This window comes from Sphingobacterium sp. UGAL515B_05 (genome assembly GCF_033097525.1).
Classification (GTDB): Bacteria; Bacteroidota; Bacteroidia; order Sphingobacteriales; family Sphingobacteriaceae; genus Sphingobacterium.
This window is the reverse complement of record NZ_CP109907.1, coordinates 4,687,200-4,711,502: the sequence shown is the minus strand read 5'-3', so window position 1 is coordinate 4,711,502 and position 24,303 is coordinate 4,687,200. Positions and strand designations below refer to the sequence as shown.

The 24,303-nt window shown below is 39.3% G+C and carries 22 protein-coding genes; 14 read left to right on the top strand and 8 right to left on the bottom strand.

The window, feature by feature from the left end; translation table 11 throughout:
• The first annotated feature begins 209 nt into the window (after positions 1–209).
• The 6 genes from lysS (at position 210) to coaA (ending at position 6,666) form a co-directional block, all read left to right on the top strand.
• The gene (gene lysS / locus OK025_RS19345) at positions 210–1,928 is read left to right on the top strand and encodes a lysine--tRNA ligase (RefSeq protein ID WP_317666274.1); all 1,719 of its coding nucleotides are present in this window, start codon (positions 210–212) and stop codon (positions 1,926–1,928) included.
• Positions 1,929–2,391: 463 nt separating this feature from the next.
• Complete coding sequence (locus tag OK025_RS19340; RefSeq protein WP_317666272.1) at positions 2,392–3,447, top strand: patatin-like phospholipase family protein; 1,056 nt, start codon at positions 2,392–2,394, stop codon at positions 3,445–3,447.
• 31 nt (positions 3,448–3,478) lie between these two features.
• On the top strand, positions 3,479–4,711 hold the full coding sequence (locus OK025_RS19335) for a nucleoside recognition domain-containing protein (protein ID WP_317666270.1): 1,233 nt from the start codon (positions 3,479–3,481) through the stop codon (positions 4,709–4,711).
• Between the two features lie 71 nt (positions 4,712–4,782).
• Complete coding sequence (locus OK025_RS19330) at positions 4,783–5,163, top strand: methylglyoxal synthase (RefSeq protein ID WP_046673562.1); 381 nt, start codon at positions 4,783–4,785, stop codon at positions 5,161–5,163.
• Positions 5,164–5,175: 12 nt separating this feature from the next.
• Positions 5,176–5,577, top strand: coding sequence for an OsmC family protein (locus tag OK025_RS19325; RefSeq protein WP_317666267.1), 402 nt, complete (start codon positions 5,176–5,178; stop codon positions 5,575–5,577).
• A gap of 129 nt (positions 5,578–5,706) precedes the next feature.
• A complete protein-coding gene (coaA, locus tag OK025_RS19320) occupies positions 5,707–6,666 on the top strand; it encodes a type I pantothenate kinase (RefSeq protein WP_317666266.1) in 960 nt (319 codons plus the stop codon).
• Here the strand turns inward: coaA and OK025_RS19315 are convergent.
• The gene (locus tag OK025_RS19315) at positions 6,663–7,511 is read right to left on the bottom strand and encodes a mechanosensitive ion channel family protein (protein WP_317666265.1); all 849 of its coding nucleotides are present in this window, start codon (positions 7,509–7,511) and stop codon (positions 6,663–6,665) included. The two genes, coaA and OK025_RS19315, sit on opposite strands and share 4 nt — an antisense overlap.
• 180 nt (positions 7,512–7,691) lie before the next feature.
• On the opposite strand from OK025_RS19315, the gene OK025_RS19310 reads away from it, so the two are divergent.
• The 4 genes from OK025_RS19310 to OK025_RS19295 all read left to right on the top strand — a co-directional run bounded on the left by OK025_RS19310 (position 7,692) and on the right by OK025_RS19295 (position 14,803).
• Positions 7,692–9,791, top strand: a complete 2,100-nt coding sequence (locus OK025_RS19310; protein ID WP_317666264.1) for a cation-translocating P-type ATPase — start codon at positions 7,692–7,694, stop codon at positions 9,789–9,791.
• Positions 9,792–9,954: 163 nt separating this feature from the next.
• Positions 9,955–12,519 (top strand): DNA gyrase subunit A, encoded by a 2,565-nt coding sequence (gene gyrA, locus OK025_RS19305; RefSeq protein ID WP_317666263.1) that lies wholly within the window; start codon positions 9,955–9,957, stop codon positions 12,517–12,519.
• An 8-nt stretch (positions 12,520–12,527) separates the two neighbouring features.
• Positions 12,528–13,628: a hypothetical protein gene (locus OK025_RS19300; RefSeq protein ID WP_317666262.1), complete on the top strand. Its 1,101-nt coding sequence runs from the start codon at positions 12,528–12,530 to the stop codon at positions 13,626–13,628.
• Positions 13,629–13,630: 2 nt separating this feature from the next.
• Complete coding sequence (locus OK025_RS19295) at positions 13,631–14,803, top strand: tetratricopeptide repeat protein (protein ID WP_317666261.1); 1,173 nt, start codon at positions 13,631–13,633, stop codon at positions 14,801–14,803.
• Positions 14,804–14,871: 68 nt separating this feature from the next.
• On the opposite strand, the gene OK025_RS19290 is transcribed toward OK025_RS19295, so the two are convergent.
• Both OK025_RS19290 and OK025_RS19285 read right to left on the bottom strand, forming a co-directional pair.
• Positions 14,872–15,309, bottom strand: a complete 438-nt coding sequence (locus OK025_RS19290) for an FKBP-type peptidyl-prolyl cis-trans isomerase (RefSeq protein ID WP_317666260.1) — start codon at positions 15,307–15,309, stop codon at positions 14,872–14,874.
• 113 nt (positions 15,310–15,422) lie between these two features.
• Positions 15,423–15,833 (bottom strand): OsmC family protein, encoded by a 411-nt coding sequence (locus OK025_RS19285; protein WP_317666259.1) that lies wholly within the window; start codon positions 15,831–15,833, stop codon positions 15,423–15,425.
• Between the two features lie 180 nt (positions 15,834–16,013).
• On the opposite strand from OK025_RS19285, the gene OK025_RS19280 reads away from it, so the two are divergent.
• Positions 16,014–16,265, top strand: coding sequence for a hypothetical protein (locus OK025_RS19280; protein ID WP_317666257.1), 252 nt, complete (start codon positions 16,014–16,016; stop codon positions 16,263–16,265).
• Positions 16,266–16,318: 53 nt separating this feature from the next.
• The gene (locus OK025_RS19275) at positions 16,319–17,503 is read left to right on the top strand and encodes an MFS transporter (RefSeq protein WP_317666255.1); all 1,185 of its coding nucleotides are present in this window, start codon (positions 16,319–16,321) and stop codon (positions 17,501–17,503) included.
• A 107-nt stretch (positions 17,504–17,610) separates the two neighbouring features.
• Here OK025_RS19275 and fabV read toward each other — a convergent pair whose 3' ends face one another.
• On the bottom strand, positions 17,611–18,813 hold the full coding sequence (gene fabV, locus OK025_RS19270) for an enoyl-ACP reductase FabV (protein ID WP_317666254.1): 1,203 nt from the start codon (positions 18,811–18,813) through the stop codon (positions 17,611–17,613).
• A gap of 161 nt (positions 18,814–18,974) precedes the next feature.
• On the opposite strand from fabV, the gene OK025_RS19265 reads away from it, so the two are divergent.
• Positions 18,975–19,913 carry a multidrug resistance efflux transporter family protein gene (locus OK025_RS19265; protein ID WP_317666252.1) on the top strand — a complete coding sequence of 313 codons (939 nt, stop codon included), beginning with the start codon at positions 18,975–18,977 and terminating at the stop codon, positions 19,911–19,913.
• A 10-nt stretch (positions 19,914–19,923) separates the two neighbouring features.
• Here OK025_RS19265 and OK025_RS19260 read toward each other — a convergent pair whose 3' ends face one another.
• The 3 genes from OK025_RS19260 to OK025_RS19250 form a co-directional block, all read right to left on the bottom strand.
• Positions 19,924–21,714, bottom strand: a complete 1,791-nt coding sequence (locus OK025_RS19260; RefSeq protein ID WP_317666250.1) for an ABC transporter ATP-binding protein — start codon at positions 21,712–21,714, stop codon at positions 19,924–19,926.
• 160 nt (positions 21,715–21,874) lie between these two features.
• On the bottom strand, positions 21,875–22,669 hold the full coding sequence (locus tag OK025_RS19255; protein ID WP_317666248.1) for a S1/P1 nuclease: 795 nt from the start codon (positions 22,667–22,669) through the stop codon (positions 21,875–21,877).
• Between the two features lie 124 nt (positions 22,670–22,793).
• Positions 22,794–23,255, bottom strand: coding sequence for a DUF4268 domain-containing protein (locus tag OK025_RS19250; RefSeq protein ID WP_317666246.1), 462 nt, complete (start codon positions 23,253–23,255; stop codon positions 22,794–22,796).
• Between the two features lie 106 nt (positions 23,256–23,361).
• On the opposite strand from OK025_RS19250, the gene OK025_RS19245 reads away from it, so the two are divergent.
• Positions 23,362–23,892, top strand: coding sequence for a lipocalin family protein (locus OK025_RS19245; protein WP_317666245.1), 531 nt, complete (start codon positions 23,362–23,364; stop codon positions 23,890–23,892).
• Here OK025_RS19245 and OK025_RS19240 read toward each other — a convergent pair.
• Positions 23,889–24,194, bottom strand: a complete 306-nt coding sequence (locus tag OK025_RS19240; protein WP_317666243.1) for a hypothetical protein — start codon at positions 24,192–24,194, stop codon at positions 23,889–23,891. The genes OK025_RS19245 and OK025_RS19240 overlap by 4 nt on opposite strands.
• Positions 24,195–24,303 lie beyond the last annotated feature (109 nt).

Below are 24,303 nucleotides of genomic sequence, written 5' to 3'. Positions count from 1 at the left end.
TCGAGGAGATAGCGAAATTAAAATTATAAAACTCAAAATCAAATAGTCGAATGTCCCCTGTAATAATATCACTATTTAACTATTTTTATCCCATATAACGGAAAGCAATTTCCTTTCGCTACAGCGTTTTCAAAAAAAATCCATAAAAAGAATTGAAAAAAATGGCTATTTTTGCGTGATTTTCACATTTTAAATATTATTCATACCGAATGAGTACTGTATTATCCGAACAGGAACAACTTAGAAGACAAGCGATGCAATCGTTGTTGGATATGGGAATTGATCCTTTTCCAGCAAACGAATTTGTCGTCAATGCACATGCTGCTGATATTTTAGAAAATTACGATAGAGATAAATTGAATTACAAGAACATTACCATTGCTGGACGTATCATGAGTCGTCGTGTGATGGGTAGTGCTTCATTTTTTGAAATTCAAGACTCTACCGGACGTATTCAAGCTTATATTAAGCGTGACGATGTCTGTCCTGATGAGAATAAAGACCTATACAATGTCGTTTTCAAAAAGCTATTGGATATCGGAGATATCGTTGGTATCAAAGGCTATGTCTTTACAACACAAACCGAGGCTATTGCAGTACACGTAGAAGAACTTACCGTTTTATCCAAATCGCTACGTCCCCTACCTGTCGTTAAATCTGCAGAAGGTAAAACTTTTGATGCCTTTACAGACCCAGAGCAACGCTATAGAATGCGTTACGTGGATTTGATCGTAAATCCAGGTAACAAAGACATATTTATCAAACGTACGAAGCTTTTCAATGCGATGCGTCAGTTCTTTAACGACGCGGGGTATATGGAAGTAGAAACACCTGTCCTACAGTCCATTCCAGGCGGTGCTGCAGCACGTCCGTTTATTACACACCATAATGCTTTAGATATTCCATTATATCTTCGTATCGCCAACGAGCTTTATTTAAAAAGACTAATCGTTGGTGGATTTGATGGTGTATACGAATTTTCTAAAAACTTCCGTAATGAAGGAATGGATCGTACCCACAATCCAGAGTTCACCGCAATGGAAATTTATGTAGCCTATAAAGACTACAACTGGATGATGGACTTTACAGAACGTCTGTTAGAACATTGTGCGTTGGCTGTAAACGGAACGACTGAAGCCACCTTCGGAGAACATAAAATTGACTTCAAAGCACCGTATAAACGGATATCGATGACAGATTCCATTAAGGAATTCACTGGATTTGATATTACTGGAAAATCTGAAGACGAAATTCGTATTGCTGCTAAAGGAATGGGCATCGATGTAAACGAAACCATGGGTAAAGGCAAACTGATCGATGAAATTTTCGGCGCAAAATGTGAAGGAAACTACATACAGCCAACATTCATCACAGATTATCCAAAAGAAATGTCTCCTTTAACGAAGAAGCACAGAGATAATCCTGATCTGACAGAGCGTTTTGAGTTGATGGTTTGCGGAAAAGAGATTGCCAATGCCTATTCAGAGCTCAATGATCCCATTGATCAACGTGAACGATTTGAAGATCAATTACGCCTTTCTGAGAAAGGTGATGATGAAGCCATGTTTATTGATCAGGATTTCCTTCGTTCATTGGAATATGGAATGCCGCCGACCTCTGGACTTGGAATCGGTATGGACCGCTTAATCATGTTCTTGACCGATAATGCGTCAATCCAAGAAGTTCTTTTCTTCCCACAAATGCGACCTGAAAAAGTAGCCAAAGTAGCAGAAGTGAAAGATTATGAGGAACAAGGCATTCCTGCAGCCTGGGTTCCCGCCTTACAAAAAATGGGCTTTACAACCATTGAAGCTTTAAAAGAAGCGAATCCGAACAAGGTTTTTAATGATCTTGGTGGTATGCGTAAAAAACTGAAACTAGATATCAATATGCCAACGAAAGACGAAGTATTTGCTTGGTTCAATTAAATCGGTATCTATACTCGCTAAAAAAGCTGCCTCAATAAAATTTGAGGCAGCTTTTTTTTGTTTAGGTCGAACTTATAAAAGCGTTTACAACGGTCCAATACACCCACAAACCACGAGATTCCTCTCTGTCGTATCTCCAATCTTATCAGATCTGTATAATCTTCTCATTATCTTCTATATTATCAGGGGTTTTACAGGGGGTTAACAGGAGGTTAACAGGGGTATAACAGGGGTAAACCCTTGTTAACCCCCTGTTATATCCCTATAAACTTCCTAGTAAATCCCTGTTAACCAAGAAACTGTTAAGCGGGTAGCACGACGCTGTCGAAGGTGATATGACTAAAAAGATTCGCTATGCATTTAAACACAGGATGTAGGATACAATTGTCACCAATATATGACTCCTGCCAATTGTAGACATTTATTATATTTACATATCGTTAACTAAATCAGTTCTTAGCATATGAAGAATATTCTCGCGCTTGATGGTGGTGGTATCCGGGGTATTATTCCTGCAATGGTTCTCGTGGCTCTGGAAGAGAAGTTACAAAAACAGACCATGGATCCCAATGCACGGATTGCCTCCTACTTTGACTTTATTGCAGGTACAAGTAGCGGCGGAATTCTGACAAGTATTCTTTTGTATCCGGAAGAAGGCAATCCCACCCATCCGAAATTTTCTGCGCGGGATGCCTTAAACTTATTTGTTAATCATGGCACTGAAATTTTCAACGCTTCCAAATGGCGGCGTTTTCTCGGTGGATTTGGCCTTGTCAGCGAACTCTACTCGTCCAACACATTATCAGACGTTTTGGATGAGTATTTTCAAAATGCAAGGTTGAGCCATCTTATCAAGCCTTGTATCATCACGGCCTATAACATTGAATTACGGAAGAATCATTTTTTCAGACAACAAAAGGCAATTACGCACGGCGAAGCACGGGATTTCTACCTCAAAGATGTCTGCAAGGCTACATCCGCTGCGCCCACATTTTTCCCTGTTGCAGAGATCTATTCCCTTTCAAAAACAAGATATCCTTTGATTGATGGCGGTGTGTTTGCTCAAAATCCCTCCATATGTGGCTTACTTGAAGTTTTAAAGGCTTTTAACAGCACACAGATAAACGACATGTTTATGGTATCCTTAGGAACTGGAATGTCAAAAACAGCTTATAATTACGAACATTTTAAGAAGAAACTTGCTATACAAATCGGTCCCGCTTTAGTTGACATTATGACGAGTGCATCTTCAGAGAGTACCGAATTTTTTATCCGGCAACTCTTTCAGAGTAACGGTAAGCAACAAAATTATCTCCGGATAGAACCGGCCAATCTATCGAGTATCAATCCATCATTAGATGCAGCTTCGCCCAATAATATACAGAAATTGATCTCCTTATCCGATAAAATGATCAGCGAACATGAAGACACATTGGATTATATCGTTGCGCATCTCATTAAAGAAAAGAGTCAAAATAAGAAGAAAAATCCATGGAGCAAGTTGATGGATAAGTTCTAAAAGATTACTTTTACGCATATTTTAAATCTATATGGCATTAAACTACGTTTGGGTTGCATTTTTCTTAATCACATTTGCCGTAGCCCTTGTAAAACTCATCTTTTTCGGAGATACAGAAATCTTCCAACAAATTGTAAACTCCATCTTTGACAGTGCAAAAACAGGTGCAGAAATATCCTTGGGATTGATTGGTATGATGAGCTTTGCACTTGGGATTATGAAAATTGGGGAAAAAGGTGGTATGATCAATATTTTTGCAAAAATCGTAGGCCCTTTTTTCCACAAACTATTTCCTGAAATACCAAAAAATCACCCTGCACTGGGTTCGATTCTTATGAATTTTTCGGCCAATGCACTCGGTCTAGACAACGCGGCGACGCCATTGGGGCTTAAAGCCATGAAAGAACTCCAGGAGCTCAATCCAAATAAGGAAACAGCGACCAATGCTCAGATCATGTTTATTGTGCTCAATGCTTCGAGCTTAACGCTTTTGCCGATTTCAATTATGGCCTATCGGAAGGAAGCCGGAGCGCCAGATCCTTCGGATGTATTTCTGCCGATTCTGATTGCGACCTTCTTTTCCACGCTAGTTGCATTGATTCTCGTTTCCATTTACCAAAAAATTAATTTATTCAACCGTGTTGTACTTGGCTACCTGGGCGCAATGGGATTGTTTATCGGCGGCTTACTTTATTACTTTTCGGGATTACAACAAGCAGAAATAGAGATATTTAGCAAGGTGTTTGGGAACGTTATCTTATTTAGCTTATTCACTTCTTTCATTGGCTTGGCACTTTTCCGTAAGGTAAATGTTTACGATTCCTTTATTGAAGGAGCCAAAGAAGGCTTTGAGGTTTCTGTTAAAATAATCCCCTACCTCGTTGCTATGCTGGTTGGGATTGCTGTTTTTAGAGCATCCGGAACAATGGATTATATGGTAGCAGGAATTTCCAAGGGGATCGCCCTGTGCGGTTTGGACACATCATTTGTTGACGCCCTACCGGTCGCCTTTATGAAACCTTTGAGCGGCTCCGGCGCGCGTGGACTTATGGTCGATCTGATGAACGCCAAAGGACCAATGGATTTTGCAGCTCGGGTTGCCTGTGTTATTCAGGGATCAACAGAAACCACTTTTTATGTCCTCGCTGTTTATTTTGGAGCAGTAGGTATTAAACGTACGCGACATGCACTACCCTGCGCTCTACTAGCTGAATTGGCCGGTGTGATAGCCGCTATTATTATATCCTATATATTCTTTAAATAACATACAAAACCGATCGAGAAAGGTTCTGTTTTTAGATTTGAGCCGATTCTTTTACATTTAATTATATACTGATGAAAAAAACAATTGCATTAATAGCCCACGACGGCAAAAAACCTGAAATGGTCGCATTTGTCAAAGACCACCAGGAATTATTGGAACGCGCCAATATCATTGCCACAGGTACTACGGGTTCTTATGTTAGACAGACAGGCTTGCCTGTGGAATTGAAATTGAGTGGCCCCATGGGTGGTGATGCACAAATCGCAGCTTTAGCGGCCGAAAGAAAAGTTGATGGTATTATTTTCTTTCGCGATCCACTAGGAAAACACGCCCATGAACCAGATATTCAAATGCTCATGCGTGTATGTGATCTTTATAATGTCCCGTTGGCAACAAACCCTGCAACAGGAAGCCTCATTATTGAAGGGCTACTAGAAGACGTTGAATCATAATTTTAATCGCTTATGGACAATGAAGTAATCGTTTCAATAGGGAAAATCCCCTATACAACGACAGTACAATATGGAAAACATCAACTAACGGTTGATGAACCGACAGACGTAGGCGGTGAAGATCAGGGTATAAACCCAACTCCGCTCTTGCTATCCTCTTTGGGTAGCTGCAAAGCGATTACGGTCAAAATGTATGCTGATCGCAAGAACTGGCTTCTGGAAGAAGTCTTGGTGCGCTTATCCTATGAAGTACAAACAAGTGAGCAGCAGCAAACTACCTATATACAATGCTATATCAGCTTTAAAGGAGATTTAGATGAGGTTCAAAAACAGCGGTTGTTTAAAATTGCTGAAAAGTGTCCTGTCCACAAAATATTATCAAATCCCATTGTCATAACTTCAAATCATTTGTAATGTTTCTTGGGATAACGGGGAACACTATTTATATTTGTCCGCGCAAAAATGATCTTTAAAAACGCGTGTTAGCGGAAAAAGGTGAATTTGCTTCTGACTAGAGATACTTGGAATAAAAATAAAGCAACAATGCAATTGGATCCACAAATAGCAATAGACTCACCTTTTAGATCGATCAAACGTGAAGACTGGAAAAATTTAAATGGAAAAGTATTGCACAACTTCAGTGTCGAAGACCTGGAAAATCTACATGCGCTGAATGAACCTTTGACAAACCAGGAAATAGAAGAAGTCTACTTTCCCTTGAGTCATCTGCTTGAGATTCATATCGATCGTTTCCAAAGTCTCCATCAACGGACAAACCGTTTCTTTGGCAAGGAAGAAAGCAAACTACCTTACATCATTGGTATCGCGGGTTCGGTTGCAGTTGGAAAAAGTACTACAGCTAGGGTTTTACAACGTGTGCTCAGTTTACTACCCTCAAAACCAAAAGTAGATCTGGTGACTACAGATGGCTTTCTTTATCCAAATAAACAACTTATCGACCGCGGCATTCTAAATCGAAAAGGCTTTCCGGAAAGCTATGATGCCAAAAGGTTGATCCATTTTCTTTCTGCGGTGAAGTCAGGTGCCCCAAAAATTGCCGTTCCCGTCTACAGCCACTTGGTCTATGATGTATTGCCCGACGAGCAGCAACAAATCATCGAACAACCCGATATTCTAATTGTGGAAGGAATCAATGTTTTACAAGTGAACTCCCAGCGCCCGCGAAAGGGACACAGCGTGTTCGTTTCCGATTTTTTTGATTATTCAATTTATGTACACGCCAGTGAAAAAAACTTGATTGAATGGTACACCAACCGTTTTGAGTCGCTTCGGGCAACAGCGTTCCAAAATCCAGCATCATTTTTCCATAAATATGCGAATATGACAGCTGACGAAAGCCAGTCCATGGCTGTAAATATCTGGAATGAGATTAATAAACCCAATCTAATCAAGAATATCTTACCTACGCGATATCGTGCAGATCTCATTCTGGAGAAAGGAAGTCACCATTTTGTTAAAAATGTGAAGGTGAGAAAAATTTAACCTTGTATACGCTGAAATTGCAAAATTTCATTCAATATCCGACTTTGTACCTGTTGATGTATCTTGTTGCTTGACGAAATTGTACTCACCTCAACTTTATACTTGATATAATCTTTAGCAAGGTCGGCAACTTTGATCGTAAAGCCCTGGGAGTGATCTAAATTTGGATTCTTTTGAAATAAAGGACTTAAATATCGTTCCAGTTCCGCCACAGCAACAGCTCGATCAATCGGTAGTTCAAATTTGACAACGATCTTATTGGACTTTTGAGAGGTTTTATTGACCAGAGTGGCCGTAAATACCAAATTATTTGGAATCATAACAGCATCGTCATCTTCATCCCGTACAACTAGATTGGCCAAGGTAATATCGACAATTTTCCCTTGGTACTCGCCTATTTTTATCCGGTCTCCCACAGAAAACTGATCGGAAAACATAATGATCAGACCGGATATCATATTGGTGATATACTCTCTAAAAATAACGGCGATTGCCATCGCAACGATAGTCATACTGGTGATAAAATCCTTCGGATTGATCCCGACTGCGATCATTAAACTCACCAGGATAAAAAAAACATTGCCTACCGTTGCAACCCGCGTAATTCCGAGCACAAAATTACCACGGACAACCTGTTGTTCATTTCGGCTATTGTATAGTTTAACAAGTATAAAATGCCCAATCGAGATCAGGACACTCGCCGTTAAAAAAGTGTTTAGCCCATAGGCGATATCTCTAATGGTCTTCTTTTGTTCGTAAATATCTGCCAAAGGCACGAATGAGGCCGTCAGAGCGATCCATAAAATGATCCTTATAACAAAAGAAATTGAAATTGATTTTGTCATTTTTCACCCTAAATTTAAAGTTGCTTTTGTGTATCCAATTTTAATGCTCCCCACCCAATACTGAAGTTCATCTTTGTCAAGAGGCTATAAACAGGCTTGCTAAGCTAAACAATTTTACTTTACGTAAAAAGCATTATCAGGAAATACCTATCTTTGTCTAAAGACATTACATGCTATTAAATGAAGGAATCCAACGTGCAGACTGAACTTAATGTAACCGGAATGCATTGTGCAAATTGTGCTATTTCAATCCACAAATACCTGGAAAACAACGGAGCAAAAGACATATATGTCGATTTTGCTTCAGATGAAGTGAAATTTTCGGAGATCCCCGTGGAAAAAATACCTGTGCTGGTCAAAGGTATCGAGTCTTTGGGCTACAAAGTTATTGCAGGTAAGGATAAGAAGCCTAGCTTCTGGCGTTCAATTGAATTTAAGTTCCTCATTTGTTTGACCTTTACGCTACCTTTGTGGAGTCATATGTTTACGGATTATCCCTTACTTCATGATCCCTATATTCAGTTAGGCCTGTGCACCCCTGTATATCTTATTGGCTTTTCCTACTTCGGAATCAGCGCGTTCCGATCCCTTTGGAATAAAATGCCTAACATGGATGTCCTTATTTTTGTGGGCTCTACTGCAGCTTTTATTTATAGCCTTATAGGTACGTATTATCATCTTGGACATGATTACCAATTCTACGAAACATGCGCTACGATCATTACATTAGTTTTCTTAGGAAACGTGCTCGAAAAACGGGCGGTAACCAAAACGACATCCGCAATCAAAGATCTGATTAAATATCAGGACGTGCATGCCATCAAGGTCGAAGGCGATCAAGAAATAGAAATACTGGCCAAAGAAGTTAAATCCGGTGATATTCTGAAAGTGAATACGGGAAATCAGATACCTGTCGACGGCGATATTTTGGAAGGACAAGGCTGGGTAGACGAATCCATGTTGACAGGAGAAAGTATGCCCGTTGAGAAGCTAAAGTATGATACTGTCATTGGTGGTACGTTACTGACCGAAGGTAATATCAGCATCGTAGCGACCAAAGTCGGGTCCAAAAGTGTACTCTATCAGATTATTCAGTTAATTAAAGATGCACAAAGTAAAAAACCGCCTATTCAAAAGTTCGGTGATAAGGTAGCTGCTTATTTTGTGCCGATTGTTGTGAGTATCTCTTTTTTTACTTTTTTTATCACCTATTTTATCGCGCAATTACCGCTGCAGCAGTCCTTAATGAATGCTATAGCCACACTTGTTGTATCGTGTCCCTGCGCAATGGGCTTAGCGACGCCTACCGCTGTTATGGTGGGCTTAGGAAGGGCCGCAAAAAAAGGAATACTGATTAAAGGCGGAAGTACGATTGAGGAAATGTCCGAACTCAAACAGATGGTGTTTGACAAAACCGGTACCTTAACGACTGGTGATTTTAATATCAAAGCAATACAGACATTTGGCATTGAACAATCACAAGTTGAATCGATCATAGCCCAGCTCGAAAGCTATTCCAGCCACCCTATTGCCAAATCGATCCGAAAACAACTGAAGGAAATTAAATCCTACCGTATTATCTTCAAGGAGGTCAATGAAATACGGGGAAAAGGCATATTTGCGACAGATACCAATGGAAACAACTATTCCATTTGCAATGCCAAACTTGGGCAAAAAGATTACTCAAACCGTTACGACCTGACATTAACTATCAATGAGGTCGTTATTGCAGGTATCATTCTTGAGGATCAAATAAAACCTTATGCAAAAGAACTTATACAATACCTCAAGGATAGAGGAATACGTCCTGTTCTGTTAAGTGGTGACCGTCAAAGCAAATGTGAACGTACTGCACAGAAGCTCGGTATTGCAGACGTATACTGGGATAAATCTCCCGAAGAAAAGTTAGCAATCTTGTCCAAACTCAAAAAGAATGGTCCTACAGCAATGGTCGGCGACGGCATCAATGACGCACCGGCATTAGCTGCTGCCGATGTTGGCATATCGCTCGGTGATTCGACACATATTGCTATTCAATCGGCCAAGGTGGTTTTATTAAACAATGATCTTAAATCCATTGAAAAGCTGCTAAAGATTGGTCACCATACCCTATTGACAATAAAACAAAATCTATTTTGGGCCTTCGCGTACAATATTGTGGCCATACCGCTTGCCGCTGTGGGCTTTCTCGGACCTATGCTTGCAGCCTTAAGCATGGCCTTTTCAGACTTAATTGTCATAGGCAATTCGATTCGACTCCGCTTTAAAAAAATCAAATAAAAACGATACCCCATAAGTACCAAGACAATCCATAAAAGATTGTCTTTTTTGTGTATATTAGGGCTTAAATCATTCGCTTTTGAGGTTAAATTTTTGTAACTTCGCATGCGTAGCAAGCCAGTTTACAGGGCTTGCTTACTAGTTTTATTGAAACCAAATTCATATGGCTGAAGAAACAGAAAACGACAACAATCTTGTTCCGGCAAACGACCGGATTATCCCAATCAACATCGAGGATCAGATGAAGTCTGCCTACATTGACTATTCCATGTCTGTCATTGTATCAAGAGCACTTCCTGATGCCCGTGATGGCATGAAACCAGTACACAGACGTGTTCTTTATGGCATGCTGGACTTAGGGGTTACCAGTGGCAAGCCTTACAAAAAGTCTGCCCGTATCGTTGGTGATGTATTAGGAAAGTATCACCCACATGGTGATTCATCCGTTTATGACACCATGGTTCGTATGGCTCAAGATTGGAGTTTACGCTACCCTTTGGTAGATGGTCAAGGTAACTACGGTTCCATTGACGGCGATCCACCTGCGGCGATGCGTTATACTGAGGCGAGATTAAAGAAAATTGCCGAGGAAATGCTATCCGATATCAACAAAGATACTGTTGATTTCCAAAATAACTTTGACGATTCCCTACAAGAACCAACAGTCCTTCCTACGCGTATTCCAAACCTTTTGGTAAATGGGGCTTCGGGTATTGCTGTGGGTATGGCTACAAATATGGCTCCACATAACCTTTCTGAGGTTATCGATGGTACAATTGCTTTTATTGATAATCGTGATATTGAGGTACCCGAATTGATGCAGCACATCAAAGGCCCAGACTTCCCTACAGGTGCATTGATCTACGGCTATGCCGGGGTTCAAGATGCTTGTAATACAGGACGTGGCCGTATTGTCATGCGTGCAAAAGCGGAGATTGAAGCAACTAAATCTGGAAGAGAGCAGATTATCGTAACCGAAATTCCCTATCAGGTGAACAAGGCCAATATGATCGAGCGTACAGCCGAACTGGTCAACGAAAAGAAATTGGAAGGTATCTCTGCCATCCGTGATGAATCTGACCGTACGGGTATGCGTATTGTATATGACATCAAACGTGATGCAAATGCAAATGTAGTTTTAAACAATTTGTTTAAATACACAGCGCTACAAACTTCATTTTCAGTAAACAACATTGCTTTAGTTAAAGGAAGGCCAATGCTGTTGAATCTGAAAGATATGATTCATGAGTTTGTGGAGCATAGACATGATGTCATCGTTAGACGTACACGCTATGAACTGGCAGAAGCTGAAAAACGTGCTCATATTCTAGAAGGGTATTTAATTGCCTTAGATCATTTGGATGAAGTCATCAAATTGATCCGTAACTCGGATACACCAGAAGATGCACGCGTTGGATTAATGGAAAAATTTGGACTGTCCGACCTTCAGGCTCGCGCTATCCTTGACATGACATTACGTCGTTTAACAGGACTGGAACGCGATAAGATTAAAGAGGAATATGCCGAATTGATGAAAACAATTGACTACTTGAAATCTGTATTGGAAGACGAAGAACTTCGTATGAAAATCATCAAAGATGAGTTAATTGAGATCAAGGAAAAATATGGTGATGAACGTAGATCTCAGATTGTACACTCTGCTGAAGATATGCGCATGGAAGATTTTATTGATGATGAAGAAATCGTGATCACAATCTCCCACAATAGTTACGTAAAACGTACACCATTATCCGAATACAAACGCCAGGGCCGCGGTGGTCGAGGATCAATTGGCACAAATACACGTGAAGAGGATTTCACAGAGCATATCATTACTGCTTCAGCACACAACTATATGCTGCTATTTACGGAAGCGGGCCGTTGTTTCTGGTTACGTGCATTTGAGATTCCTGAAGGAAGTCGTACCTCGAGAGGTCGTGCTCTTCAAAATATCATCAACGTTCCAAAAGAAGAAAAAATAAAGGCCTTTATCCTTGTGAAGAACCTAAAAGATCAGGAGTATCTCGAAAACAACTTCATCATTATGTGTACCAAAAAAGGTACCATTAAGAAGACGTCTTTGGAAGCCTATTCTCGTCCAAGAGCAAACGGTATCAATGCCATCAATATTAATGAAGGCGATCAATTAATTGAGGCTTGTTTGACTACTGGAAGCAGTGAAATTGTCATGGCACTCCGTTCTGGTCGAGCAATTCGATTCAATGAATCTACTGTACGTCCAATGGGAAGAACAGCAACGGGCGTACGCGGGATCACATTGGCGACTGAAAGTGATGAAGTGATTGGCATGATTAGTGTGAATGATTCGGAAACTACCGTGTTGGTCGTTTCTGAAAAAGGATACGGAAAACGGACAGATATCGAAGATTATCGCGTAACGAATCGTGGTGGTAAAGGTGTGAAAACAATCAACGTCACAGATAAGACAGGCGAACTCGTTGCAATAAAAGGCGTTACAGACAACGAAGATTTAATGATCATCAATAAATCTGGTATCGTTATCCGTATTGCTGTTGAAGAATTAAGAGTAATGGGACGTGCAACGCAAGGTGTAAGACTCATTAATTTAAAAGATAACGACGAGATCGCTTCTATTACGAAAGTCGATCGTGAAGAAGAATCTGAAGAAGAGTCTGAACTGACCGAAGAGTCAACGGAAAATGGCGATTCGACTTCTGAAGAAAACACGGACTCAAACGAAGAATAAATAGTCTAATGAAAAACTTACTGATATCATTGTTAATATCTGCAAGTAGTTTAACTGTTGTTGCCCAATCCAATCTGAAAGAGGGCAGCAACAGTTTTGCTTTATATACCAAAACTGGCGAATTTAAAAATCTTGAAAATGCGCGAAAGTTTGCAGACGCTGCCTTCCAATCGAAGAAAGATTCGGCTTCCGTCAACAATAACCTTTTAAGAGCATTGGTATATAGCTCCTTGGCAGTTGCAGATTCAACAAGGAAGCAGCCCTATAAAATGGATCCTATCGACGTATCCATCAAATCACTTAAGCTTCTGGATCAAAAAAAAGCACGTCGAAACTTTCCTGCAGAGATGGACTATATTCGTCAAAATCTTGCTGGAGCCATCTCCTATCAGGGAGCTTTGGCTTTAAAAGATGGCAAATTTGACAAAGCTTATAAAGCTTATCTTCGCATTGATTCACTTGGGTTCAAAAATAGTGATCTGAAATATAATCTTGCTGTACTTTCAGGCAAGAATAAAGATTACATGAACTCGATCAAATATTATGAGGAACTGATCAAGGGTGAGCATCCCAAGCCAAATTACTTTCTTGAATTAGCACATATTTATTCGCTTGGAGGTACTAAACAGGATGTCTTAAACGTTCTTGAAAAAGGACATGCAATATTTCCTGAAAATAAACAGATACTTTTTAGATTAATTGATGTTTATTCAGCTAATCATTCCTATGATGCTATCCTTAATGTCATTGCCGATGCAATCCGTTTGGAGCCCGAAAATGTTGAGCTGAACTATATCGCTGGCTATTCCTATGAAAATGCCAATGATATTAAACGAGCGAAAGAATATTATAACAATGTATTGCGATTGGATCCCAATAATTACGAATCTAACCTTGCATTGGGTTTAATCAATCTGGAGACTTTGTTAAAGGAACCTTCGAACCAAGATATACAAGAACTGACTATCGAATATCTGTTGAAAGCAAATGAGATAAAGCCATATGATATCAATGCACTTAAAGCTTTGGCTAAATATTATAAGCTTATTGATGACGCATCTCAACTGGACAGAGTGAATTTATTATTGAATCAATTAACAGTTAAATAGATATGAATTTAAAATCTCTATTATTATTAGCAGCAATAGGTACTGTATCGACCTCAGTTTCTTTTGCGCAAACCGGTAATATTAAAAAGGCAAAAACTGGCCTGGCAAAATTTCAGGAATTGAAAGATGCTGGCACGGTTCAATTGGGTATCCCCAATCTGAAATCTGCAAAAGAAGCTATTGACGCAGCTGTTGTCAATGACAAAACAAAAGACAATGCTGAAGCATGGACAGTATATGCGTTAGTAAACGCAAATCTATCAACAATAGATAAATCTTCTGAATTGGCAAAATTGGCTGAGGATGGCATTGCAAAAGCAAAACAATTGGATGCAGATGGTGCTAATAAAGCAAATATTAATGTTGCAGAACAAATATTAGGACAATATAACTTCAATTTGGGAGCAGAAGAATATCAGGCTCAAAAATATGCTGATTCCTATAGTTCTTTTACAAAAGCACTGACTTACCTTCCTGGAGATACATTAGTAACTTATTACAGTGGTGTTGCAGCATTATCTAATAAAGATTATAAAAATGCCATCGAAAGGTACAAAGAATTAATTCCAAGAAAAGATTTCTCTTCGCATAAAACAATCATGGTAGACCTACCTAAATTGTACCTATCTATGCAAGATACGACCTCTGCGCTTGAATATGCAAAAAAAGCGGCTGAAGCCTATCCGGATGACAATGCAGCAATGACTCAAAATATCGAGCTAAATCTGATTACAGGCCACGAGAAAGAAACTATTGATGCAATTACGGCACAACTAGCAAAAGACCCGAACAATAAAAGCCTAAATTATTACTTAGGCATCGCTCAATCTTCAGCAAAAAATGATGAAGCAGCGGTTGCGGCGTACAAAAAAGCATTAGAAATCGATCCAAACTTTTTTGAAGCAAATACCAATTTAGCTATCACTTTGATGAACAAAACACGCGAAAAATTAAATGTTGTTAATAACAACAGAAAATTGACGCAAGCCCAATATGATGCCGAATTAAATAAGATTAAAGCAGAATTAAAGCCAGTACTTCCTTACTTGGAGAAAGCAGTTTCTTTGCAACCAAAGAATGTAGATGCTTTAACAAATTTAAAGAACTACTATATTTTTATGCAAGACGAAGCTAAAACAACTGAAATCAATGCGAAAATAAAAGAAGTAGAATAAAAATACTTCAATAAAATAAAAAGCCCGCATCACGTGATGCGGGCTTTATTTTATGTACTTTACTGGAATTAAGCCAAAATTGCAATTAATTCAATTTGAAATATCAAGGTGCATTGCCCTCCTTTTCTGGGCGTCAACTCTTCTTTTCCATAAGCCAAATTGGGTGGAAGACAAACCTCCCAGATTGATCCAACAGACATCATGGAAATCGCTTCCTGCCAACCCACGATAAGCTCATTGATGTAGAACGTTTCGGGACGTTTCCGTTTATAGGAACTATCGAACACCGTTCCGTCTAAGAGCTCACCCTTATAATGACAGATGACCTTCGCAGATTTTTTCGGTATTTGCCCTGCCCCTCTTGTTAATACCTTATAATGTAAACCTGATGCACATATAACGACACCTTGTTGATCTGCATACTTTTCCAAAAATATCTTTCCAGCCTCCAGATTTTTTTCTGCAAGGGCAGTTGAATTTAACTTGTTTTTCTTTTTCTGAACCAAAACTAAATTGAATAAAACTCAATATTGCTAATTATTTGTTATATATTCAAAATAACAGCTTTTTCTCCTTTTTACGAAAAAAGACCAAGTTTTTATTCATTATAGCCCATTTTTCACAGTAGTTTTGCATTTAAGGTTTTTTCGAAACTGAATGCCTTACTCACGGGACAGTTTTCTTTAGCCTTTTGCGCTATTGTCTGAAACTCAGATTCGCTTATAGTCGGAACATTCCCTGTTAACTCAAGTTCGGACCGCACAATTGAACCATTTTCGAAAACGATTGTCGATACAGTTGTTAATTCTTCGGGAACAAAACCAGCTTCAGAAAGATAAGCACTCAATTGCATCGTAAAACATCCGGCATGTGCAGCTGCCAATAATTCCTCAGGATTTGTTCCAACTCCATTTTCAAACCGGGTTGAAAACGAATACTGTGTATGATCCAATGCTGTACTGTCTGTAGTCAGACTACCTTTTCCTTCTTTAAGATTGCCATTCCATTGGGCTGTTGCTTTTCTTCTCATGTTTTCTACAATCAATTATTCAATTTAACTTTTCTTATGTCAACTTTTCCTATCAGGCTTCTAGCCTTTCAGATATCCTTTATAGAACAAATAGTCGTTCAAAAAGTTGTATGTTATTTCACAAATTAATGTCGCATTCCACGCAGGTAATACGTTAATTATTTTATTAAAACTAAACTCATGAATAAACTATTGTATCTTTTTATCGTTGTAGCTGCGTTCACTTCATGTAAAACCCGCCAAAATAAGGAGCAGGCATTAATACAAGACTGCCCTGAAGAAAAAATCGTAAACAAAATACCCGGTCCGCCAGTGAAAGGTGAGGCAGAAAAAATTTATTACATCTATCAGGGCAAAAGAGTTTCTCCAAAACAATTTGATCAGCAATGGCTCGAAAAGAATTGTGATATTAAAGAGACAGTTGTTTATTGATTTAATTTCTAAAAATAAGCCCAAAGACGTATTTTTGCCTAAAATTTTTTAAAATGACAGTTTCTCTTCGGGAGGTCAATCAAAAGATTTTAGGCTATGTCTCTTTAACTTTCCTCGGTTATTTCACCATCGGCCTATCGCTTGCAACCCTACCCATTTTTATTCATCAAACTTTAGGATTTAACACAATTGTTGCGGGTTTGGTCATTAGTATTCAATATATTGCTACTTTTCTGCTTCGAGGTTATGCCGGAAAAATTGTTGACACGAAAGGACCAAAAGTTTCTGTTTTACGCAGTATGCTATTTTTTGCCTTGTCGGGTCTCCTACTCCTACTTGTTTTCCTATTTAAATCACAGCCCTTTATCAGTTTAGGACTTCTGTTGATCACCAGACTATTGACCGGAATCGGTGAGGGTTTGGTAGGTGCCAGCCCCATAAATTGGGCGCTGATGGAACTTGGCGATGAACATGCAGCCAAAGCGATCTCGTTCAATGGCATAGCGAGCTATGGGGCATTGGCTATTGGCGCTCCCTTAGGTGTGCTTATGGTAGACCATATCAGCTATGAAGCTTTAGGCATGCTCACATCTATTGTTGGTGTACTTGGGTATATATATTGCCGCTCCAAAACACCCTATCAGGTTATCCGAAAAAAAACCGAAACAATCAGCTTCAAACGTGTATTGCTCTTAGTGGCACCCTTTGGAATCTGCCTTGCTTTGGGTGGTCTTGGTTTTGGAAGTATATCAACTTTCATGACACTTTATTATGAGCATTTCAACTGGCAAAACGGCGCATCTTGTTTAACGGTATTTGGGATTTTCTTCATCTTAACCAGACTTGTGTTCAATAAAGTTATTGACCAATACGGTGGTTTAAAAGTTGCTCTACTTAGCCTTTTTGTTGAATCTTTAGGATTATTGCTTATTGCTACGGTCATCGACCCCATTTGGACCCTACTAGGAGCAGCATTAACCGGTTTTGGCTTCTCACTTGTCTTCCCTGCACTTGGTGTCGAAGCGATCAAACGGGTAGACCAAAGTCAACAGGGCTCCGCTTTAGCTGCTTACGGCCTATTTATAGATATTTCTTTAGGAATCACCGGACCTTTGATCGGTTTTGTTGCCAACAATATGGGCATGGGTGCCATTTATCCTTTTAGTGCGATCATGGTTTCTATCGGTTTCGCAGTTGTTGGAAACCTCATTTACAATAAAAGAAAAGCGCTTGCTTAGTAACTGCATGATCTCTTAGAGACAATTTGTTTAGGAAAAATTTCACAAATAAATAGAGCGACTGATGGTATATCAGTCGCTCTATTTTGTATGCTAGTTCGTATAATTTAACCTTCAATACTAGGTACTGCAACAACTTCATTTGTATCTGCGTTGTAATCTATACCATCAAAATTGAAACCGAACAAATTAAAAAACTCGTTCCGATAGCCTTCAATATCTGAAATTTCCGATAAGTTTTCGGTAGTTGCTTTTTCCCACAATGCTGCAACTTCGGCTTGAACATCTGCACGCATTTCTAAGTCGTCAACACGGATACGGCCTTTTTCATCAAGTAAAACCTTTCCGTCAGCTGTATAAAGACGCTCCGCGAATAAACGTTGCATTTGCTCAATTGTGCCTTCGTGGATACCTTTTTCTTTCATCACTTTATACAAAAGAGAAATGTATAGCGGAACAACAGGGATAGCCGAACTTGATTGCGTAACTAATGCCTTATTCACCGATACATAAGATACACCGTGAATATCGCTCAAAATAGCGTTTATTGCAGGCACTGTTCCTTCTAAATCATCTTTTGCACGACCAATGGTACCATTACGGTAGATCGGATACGTAAGTTCAGGGCCTATATAAGAATAAGCGACTGTTTTTGCTCCCTCGGCCAATACCCCAGCAGCTTTAAGATCTTCGATCCAGAATTTCCAGTCCTCTCCTCCCATTACTGCTACTGTATTAGCAATGTCTTCTTCATTTTCAACTGGTTGAATGGTAATATCAGAAATTATACCTGTATGAAAATCTACCGTTTTATTGGTAAAAGGCTCTTGTATTGGTTTCAAAACAGAAGCATGTGCAACGCCAGTCTTTGGATGTGTGCGACGTGGTGAAGCCAAACTGTAAACCACTAAATCAACCTGTCCTAAATCTTTTTTAATAAGTTCAATGGTTTGTCTTTTCACTTCATCAGAAAAAGCATCACCATTAATACTTTTGGCATATAATCCCGCTTCATGGGCCTCTTTCTCAAAAGCTGCAGAATTGTACCATCCAGCAGTCCCTGGTTTGCCTTCGGCGGCAGGTTTTTCGAAAAATACACCGATTGTAGCAGCTCCAGAACCAAATGCTGCTGAAATCCGAGATGCAATACCAAATCCAGTAGAAGCACCGATTACCAATACTTTCTTCGGACCATTCGCGATCTCACCTTTGGATTTCACGTATTCAATTTGATTTTTAATGTTTTGCGCAGCCCCTTGTGGATGCGAGGTTAAACAAATAAAACCTCTAGTTCTTGGTTGTATAATCATCTTGATTAATTTTCTTACTACTTGTTTTATTGATTAGGCAAAATAAGGAATTTTAAATGAGAAAATCGTGATAAAAATCAATTAGTTTTTGTTTCATTTTCAATTAAACGGACATTTGCTTACTTTCACACTGTTAAGCATACATCCTATTCATTTTATTTATGCCATTCCAATTTACAATAAAAAAGAGTAAAAATAATGCAATTCTTCTAGGGACTTTAGCAGCTCTATTCTTTGCAAGTACCTTTGTTCTCAATCGTATTATGGCAGTCGCCGGCGGAAGCTGGCAATGGACAGCTTCTCTACGTTTTATTTGGATGCTACCAATCTTGCTTATTATTGTCGCTATTCGAGGAAACCTCCTAAGCTTACTGAAAGAAATCAGATCCAATCTATTACAATGGCTATTGTGGAGTACAATCGGATTCGGCGTGTTTTATGCTACTCTTACTTATGGCGCCAATTACGGTCCTTCCTGGCTTGTTGCAAGCACCTTCGAATTTACCATCATTGCTGGGATGTTCATTGGTCCACTGCTCGAAAAAAAAGGTCGTAGAAAAGGAGTATCAAAAGCCTCCCTCCTGTTTTCTATTATTATTTTTATCGGTATCCTTCTCATGCAGATTGCAGAGGCTCGATCAACCTCGCTAAAGGGCATGTTATTGGGAACCATTCCAGTGTTGGTCGGTGCAATCGCCTACCCTCTAGGCAACCGCAAAATGATGAAAATCTCAGGCAATAGGCTGGATGCGTTTCAGCGCACGCTCGGCATGACCATCTGTAGCATGCCATTTTGGATCGTTCTTAGTCTATTTGGTTACTTAGAAAATGGATTGCCAACAGATAGTCAGCTTTTGCAAACATTCCTGGTTGCGTTATGTTCGGGGGTGATAGCAACACTTTTGTTTTTTACAGCAACCGATCTTGTCCATCAGGACCATAAGGCACTTGCTGCCGTGGAAGCAACACAGGCGATGGAAGTTATTTTTACGCTAATTGGCGAAATTCTTATCTTACATGCGGCACTTCCTAATAGCTTTTCCTGTATTGGAATCGCCATGGTCGTTATCGGCATGGCACTACACAGCCGATCGGCCTGACCATCATCGTTTATCTTTCATCGGCCTGCAATGTCTTGCTTATTTTACTCAGATTCAAACTATTGGCCATTGCGGAAAAAATATCATAATAAGTACCTTTATGTGCATAAAGATCTTCGTGCCGTCCCTTTTCGACAACACGCCCCTTTTCCATCACAACAATCGCATTGGAGTCAATAATCTGGGAGATACTGTGTGAAACAATAATTACCGTACGATCCTTTTTTATAGCATCCAGGCTATTTTTAATCTGTTCGGTAGCAATTGCATCCAAATTAGCCGTTGGTTCGTCCAAAAAGATAATCGGCGGATTTTTTAAGAACAGGCGCGCAATAGCTATCCGTTGCTGTTGACCACCAGATAAAGATTGGGCATCTGAATCATAACCTTTGGGTAGCTCGATGATCTGCTGATGAATATAAGCCTTTTTGGCTGCTTCGATAATCTCATCCCTAGAAATCCCCATTTTTCCGTATTCAATATTCTCCAATATTGTTCCTTTAAAAATGTGATTTCGCTGCAGTACCATTCCAATATGCTGACGCAGGAAAGCGGTATCATAATTCGCTAAGTCGACCCCATCCAAAAAAATTTGCCCTCGGGTGGGTTCGTAAAATTTATCCAATAAATTGATTATCGTACTCTTGCCGGCCCCACTTAGACCAACCAAAGCTGTAATTTCATTCGGTCTGATATCGAAATTTACATCTTTCAACGCAAGTGTACCGTTAGGATATTCAAAAAATACATTCTTCAATTCCAAATGTCCTTTGATGTGGGCTGGCTTATAATCACCTTTAGATTCAATCTGCTCATCGGACTCCAGAATTTCAAAAAAAGACTCCGAATAGATCAGTGCATCATTGACCTCATCATAAATACGGTGCAGTTGGCGTATGGGTGCCGAAACATTGTTAAACAACATAATATGAAACATGATCGCCCCTATGGTAATCTGACCGGAAAGCACCAGGTAAGCCGTTAAAACAATAATAATAACTACTGCTATCTGTTCGACAAAATTTTTAATGCTATCATACAGGAAACTGGTTTTCCGGGTTTCCATTTGATTTTCAGTCATCTCATATTGAATCTTCTCATGGCGTTTTGCTTCCTCTGGCTCGCGAACGAATGATTTGATTACTAAAATTGAATCAATCAAACTGATAATTCGGTTATTTTTGGATTCACGATATTTGCGCATTTGCCTTCTAAACCCCGTCAATTTTGACGCTTGGGTCTGACTAATGTAAAGGTATAAAGGAATGACAGCCACCCCAACCAAACCGACATATACATTCGCATAAAACATACAGACCAACGCAATAATCGCATTTGCAAATAAAGGTAGAATATCAATGAAAAAATTCTGCACCAATCGCGTCAACGAACTAATTCCCGCATCTATCCGAGTGGCTAATTTTCCACTTTCGTTGTCAGAAGAGGTATAGAATGCTAATTTATAGGTCAAAATACGATTGACGATAGATTGGGAAAAATCCCGCGCAATATAAATCCGAAGTTTCTCCCCATAAAATTTCTGGCCGAACTGGACAATCGCGTAAACAATCTCCTTAACAAGCAAAATGATACTGATCATTCCGACGATATACATCCCCTTGGACAAAGGTTCTTTAGCGACCATCAAATCGTTAATTTGATCGACAGTATAACGTAAGATAAAAGCATTAATCTGCGCCGCAAAAGACCCCACGACAGTCAAAAGCAAGGTGTAAACTATCAGACGTTTATAGGGTTTGGCAAATGGAACAATTTTTTTAAACAATTGGGGAATAGTCATTGAAATTTGATTTAATACGAACAAAACAAATGATCTGGGGGCATTGTTTAAATCTAAGTATAAAAACCATGTTATCGCAACTAAGAATAACATATACTCATAAAAAAAGTAGCATCACGGCCTGTGATACTACTTTTCTATAGAACTTGTAACCGATATCTTAACCAAAGATCCGATTTAAAACTTTAGCCAAACGCAAGCCACCTTTCAACATACATTGCTCCATCACGTCCTTATTTTGATAGACATATGAATACGATAAATTGGCGTTATTCGCTACATCAGCATATATCTTCTCTGCCAATTGATTGGATTCATAAAGCCAATTTGAAAGTTCTCCAGCTGCCAATTGCACATTCTGTTGCTTACTATTCACATCCAGTACAGTCGCATACTCGGTGTAGCTATATTTTTCGTTATCCACCAAATCGCTGTCCCAAACCCGGTGAATATTGGATTTCTTCCCAAACCAACTTACTTCGATCTTATTCCCCCCTTGGTCCTCAGCACGGCTTACATGCATAGGTTGATGCGCATCCCCTAAGATATGGATCAAAAAATAAAGATTTTGTTTTTGCTGATCCATAGGGATAGTCTTATCAGCAAAAGATTTTTCGATTCGGATAGCTGTTTTATACAAATTTTCATCCGCTGAATTTTCAAGCCCCAACTGAAACTCTGCCCAAGGTAAATTTGAATTTAAATTGATAAAATGTGAATTACCTAATTTTTTAAACTCGGGATTTGGGTCTGATTTAATGAAATCACCCCAGTTGGCCCAATACGCAAGCTTTTGCTGACCAATGATTTTTCCAATATTCTTTTTTGCTTTTTTAGTCAAATGACGTTCTGCAATTTCAGCAACAACGCGATGTCCAATTGTTCCCCAGGCAAATACCGATGAAAGCTGAAAGCACAAAGCTACCGCGAGCAAACCCTTAATCATTTTTTTCATTGAATAGTTGTTTTAAATGATGCTGTTTTTCCAACTCAAAATCAACTGCCAGCCTTTAATTAGCCGGTTTTTAAAAAGCTGATTTAAATCTGTACCAAACCCATCTCTGTATAGTTGAATAAAATTATTTGAACATATCGAATGCATACTTTGCCGAAGACCAAAACTCATCCAGCGCAATCATCCGCGGCTTAAAAAAGGAAATAAGTTCGGCCCAATCCGCTTCCCTATAAACACTATACCCCACCAACGATGTATAGATCTCACAAATTGGCTTGTCATATTCATCTCTTCCGTCCATATCCCAAATCCACTCTTCCCCAAGAAGATCGTGCAACAAACCTCTAAATTCCAGAAATTGCTCGGCCATTAGGGCTCTGACGCCAGCATCCGGTTGCGACCATTGTATTGCAATTTTCGCTTCCTTTTTATCTGCATCCATTTTAAAGTACAGGTGTTTAACACCTGTTTTATAGTTAATCCAATTTGTCTTTTCATCATCCGCAGATAAATGTAATGCCATAAACTGACCGAACTTTGTCCAGAACAACTGTTTTAATTGTTTAATCTCTTCCCTTGAATACACCAATACAATTTTTAAGTCAACAAAATTAATAAAATAGCCCGGTTTGTCTAAACCTTATTGGTATCAAAATTGTTGTTTTACTAACAAATAATTTCAAAAGATGAATATGGATAAGAAAAAATCACTCCTTCTTTTAGCCACAGTAGCCTTAGGAACAGTCGCATACAATGCGCTGAAACCGGTCATTTCGCGTCCTGATGTCGTAGACCCTTTTGATCTGGATAAATATCTTGGAAAATGGTATGAAATAGCCCGGCTCGACTTTCGTTGGGAAAGAGGATTAAGTCAGGTATCCGCCGAGTACAGTAAAAATAAAGATGGTAGCATAAGCGTAAATAACCAAGGTTATTCTGAGGAAAAAGAACGGTGGAAACAATCTATCGGAAAAGCTAAATTTGTCAACAGCCCCAAGGAAGGCGCGCTTAAAGTATCCTTCTTTGGTCCATTTTACAATGGATATAATATAGTGAAAATAACGCCGGATTATAAATATGCACTTATCTTTGGTGACAACCTCGACTATATGTGGATATTGGGCCGTGAGACAGAAATTCCAGATCGAATTAGAAACGAATTTTTAACGTATGCCCTTCAATGCGGCTATGAAACCGGTGAGCTTGTATGGACAAAACATTAATCGAAAATTGGAGCCAGCAACTGATAGTTTAACGTCGCGTCCTGTGTGAGTACGTCTGCGATCTCCTGAAGATCTTCCGGGCTTATTGCATTTCTGATACCGGCATTGTAAAGATCTGCCAAAAATAAAGCTGCCTCACGCTTTTCATTAGGTGGCAAAATCGAACTCCCAACGTAGAAGTTTAAGGCCGATACGGCATAGTCGCCAAACAGATTAAAACCAAAATCACCGTTTTTCTGCAGGCAATAACGCATCATTTTTTCAAAATCAGAACGCAATGTATCTTTAATCGCAGTATTCATAAATTCACATGTAAAAAATCTTTGCCAGGCATGGCTTACCGAAGCTCCTAACCTTGGCAAAAATGCAAAAAATATCCCAAACAATACAATTGCGAAGCAAAGGATTGTT

Coding starts and splice junctions, on each gene's coding strand:
- fabV (WP_317666254.1), bottom strand. CDS start 18,813: ATGATTATACAACCAAGAACTAGAGGTTTTATTTGTTTAACCTCGCAT.
- OK025_RS19335 (WP_317666270.1), top strand. CDS start 3,479: ATGGCATTAAACTACGTTTGGGTTGCATTTTTCTTAATCACATTTGCC.
- OK025_RS19260 (WP_317666250.1), bottom strand. CDS start 21,714: ATGACTATTCCCCAATTGTTTAAAAAAATTGTTCCATTTGCCAAACCC.
- OK025_RS19265 (WP_317666252.1), top strand. CDS start 18,975: ATGCCATTCCAATTTACAATAAAAAAGAGTAAAAATAATGCAATTCTT.
- OK025_RS19280 (WP_317666257.1), top strand. CDS start 16,014: ATGAATAAACTATTGTATCTTTTTATCGTTGTAGCTGCGTTCACTTCA.
- OK025_RS19255 (WP_317666248.1), bottom strand. CDS start 22,669: ATGAAAAAAATGATTAAGGGTTTGCTCGCGGTAGCTTTGTGCTTTCAG.
- OK025_RS19245 (WP_317666245.1), top strand. CDS start 23,362: ATGGATAAGAAAAAATCACTCCTTCTTTTAGCCACAGTAGCCTTAGGA.
- gyrA (WP_317666263.1), top strand. CDS start 9,955: ATGGCTGAAGAAACAGAAAACGACAACAATCTTGTTCCGGCAAACGAC.
- coaA (WP_317666266.1), top strand. CDS start 5,707: ATGCAATTGGATCCACAAATAGCAATAGACTCACCTTTTAGATCGATC.
- OK025_RS19275 (WP_317666255.1), top strand. CDS start 16,319: ATGACAGTTTCTCTTCGGGAGGTCAATCAAAAGATTTTAGGCTATGTC.
- OK025_RS19310 (WP_317666264.1), top strand. CDS start 7,692: ATGAAGGAATCCAACGTGCAGACTGAACTTAATGTAACCGGAATGCAT.
- lysS (WP_317666274.1), top strand. CDS start 210: ATGAGTACTGTATTATCCGAACAGGAACAACTTAGAAGACAAGCGATG.
- OK025_RS19325 (WP_317666267.1), top strand. CDS start 5,176: ATGGACAATGAAGTAATCGTTTCAATAGGGAAAATCCCCTATACAACG.
- OK025_RS19240 (WP_317666243.1), bottom strand. CDS start 24,194: ATGAATACTGCGATTAAAGATACATTGCGTTCTGATTTTGAAAAAATG.
- OK025_RS19295 (WP_317666261.1), top strand. CDS start 13,631: ATGAATTTAAAATCTCTATTATTATTAGCAGCAATAGGTACTGTATCG.
- OK025_RS19315 (WP_317666265.1), bottom strand. CDS start 7,511: ATGACAAAATCAATTTCAATTTCTTTTGTTATAAGGATCATTTTATGG.
- OK025_RS19330 (WP_046673562.1), top strand. CDS start 4,783: ATGAAAAAAACAATTGCATTAATAGCCCACGACGGCAAAAAACCTGAA.
- OK025_RS19285 (WP_317666259.1), bottom strand. CDS start 15,833: ATGAGAAGAAAAGCAACAGCCCAATGGAATGGCAATCTTAAAGAAGGA.
- OK025_RS19340 (WP_317666272.1), top strand. CDS start 2,392: ATGAAGAATATTCTCGCGCTTGATGGTGGTGGTATCCGGGGTATTATT.
- OK025_RS19300 (WP_317666262.1), top strand. CDS start 12,528: ATGAAAAACTTACTGATATCATTGTTAATATCTGCAAGTAGTTTAACT.